We start from the raw sequence: 1,448 nt of genomic DNA, 5'->3' as shown, positions 1-1,448 counted from the left end.
GAGTGCCTAAAAGAGAGCTTAAAACATGAAGATCGCAAGCGAATGTTTGGCTGGATAGAGAGTTCGCACTTATCCAAAATTAGTTTCACACCTGTTTCACACCTGTTTCACAATTGTGAAACGCCGAGACGATTTTGGGAAAATAAGGTGCGAAAATACGCCTCGTCAGATGTAAAAAAATCCCATCATCGAATGGATGACAGGATTTTTTTTGACGATGGCGGTGTTTCGGAAACCACAGTTCGCCCATGTCTACATAATCACCAAATCTAAGGCTACCCCAGCATCGGATATACAACGTAGACCAAATGACTCAAACGACCAAGTTCAGACGCCACACAGACTACCAAAAGGGCGAAATCATGGCAGTGCTGAGAGCGCCCAGACAGGACCGACTCACTATGCATTCACGCCTTTATCAAATTACGCTAGAACATCTAGCCCTTTATTCTTGACGAGGTTCAGAAGCTTCAAAGACGGCCCATTAGGTCGTTTCTGCCCAGACTCCCACTTCTGCACTGTAGAGGGACTGACGTTTAAAAACGCCGCAAAGACTGATTGGCTAGTTTTACACTTTAAGCGCAAACGCTTAATCTGCTGAGGGTCAAGCTCCTTCACCTGAGGGAGACACAGGGCATCAAATTCATGCATGGTAGTGACATCCATCACACCTGCGTCATAAAGCCCCTTAGCTGTTTCATGAACAGCATCTAGCAAATCACTCATTTGGAACCTCCACCAACTCTCCAGCATCCAATGCTTTTTTCAAAGCATGCTCCGTATACCCTAAAAATTCATTCGCCAACAGCCTGATTGCACGCTCTTCTCTGGGACTAATGTTTGCTTGCCTGTTTTTGGCAAAGCCAAACATGCAGAAAGCCCTATCACTCATCCGAAATGCAAGCAACGTTCGCACACTACCACGTTTGCCCTTACCAGGAAGAGGAACACGTTTCTTGTAAACTGAACCGCCGAGATCCGCATCAACCAGTCCCTGCTCCATTTCGTGAACAGCCTTCAAAAGAGTATCATCAGATAACGGGGGCTGGACATGGGACTCATGTATGTCTTTCTGAGTGTTTCCACCCCTGTACGTGCAAAATTTAAGCGCCCTAAATAACCAGCAAGACGATTGACTTGTCATTATCGCCATGCTGAGGTTAACTTACCCGCTCAGTTGATCACGGAAGCAAGGAGGTACACATGACATCACCATTAGTTGGAGTCGGTCTGTACAGCATCCAGGAAGCTTCCGGCTTAACGGGTATCCCCACCCAGAAGATCAGGCGGTGGATGTACGGTTATAAAGCGTCCAAGTCAGGAAAGCAGCCTCCTCTTTGGACATCCCCTGTCACTGAGTCTGTTGAAGACAGCATCAGCTTTCAGGATCTTCTCGAAATACGCTTCGTGTATGCATTCAGGAAGCATGGTGTTCCATTACAGGCAAT

3 protein-coding genes and 1 pseudogene are annotated in these 1,448 nt (G+C 46.8%); 2 read left to right on the top strand and 2 right to left on the bottom strand.

What is annotated here, in order from left to right; all coding sequences use genetic code 11:
- Positions 1-273: hypothetical protein (locus E1189_RS24750; protein ID WP_230459965.1), on the top strand; the 273-nt coding region annotated here is incomplete at its 5' end.
- Positions 274-423: 150 nt separating this feature from the next.
- Here the strand turns inward: E1189_RS24750 and E1189_RS01515 are convergent.
- Complete coding sequence (locus E1189_RS01515; protein ID WP_230459964.1) at positions 424-726, bottom strand: helix-turn-helix domain-containing protein; 303 nt, start codon at positions 724-726, stop codon at positions 424-426.
- Positions 719-1,066, bottom strand: coding sequence for a type II toxin-antitoxin system RelE/ParE family toxin (locus E1189_RS01510; RefSeq protein WP_329601871.1), 348 nt, complete (start codon positions 1,064-1,066; stop codon positions 719-721). Before E1189_RS01510 ends, E1189_RS01515 begins: the two co-directional genes overlap by 8 nt.
- Positions 1,067-1,203: 137 nt before the next feature.
- Here E1189_RS01510 and E1189_RS01505 point away from each other — a divergent pair.
- A pseudogene (locus tag E1189_RS01505) lies at positions 1,204-1,448 on the top strand (hypothetical protein); the annotation flags it as partial.

The organism is Parendozoicomonas verongulae (assembly GCF_009711465.1).
In the GTDB taxonomy this organism is placed as follows: Bacteria; Pseudomonadota; Gammaproteobacteria; order Pseudomonadales; family Endozoicomonadaceae; genus Sansalvadorimonas; species Sansalvadorimonas verongulae.
This window is presented reverse-complemented; position numbering and strand designations above follow the sequence as displayed.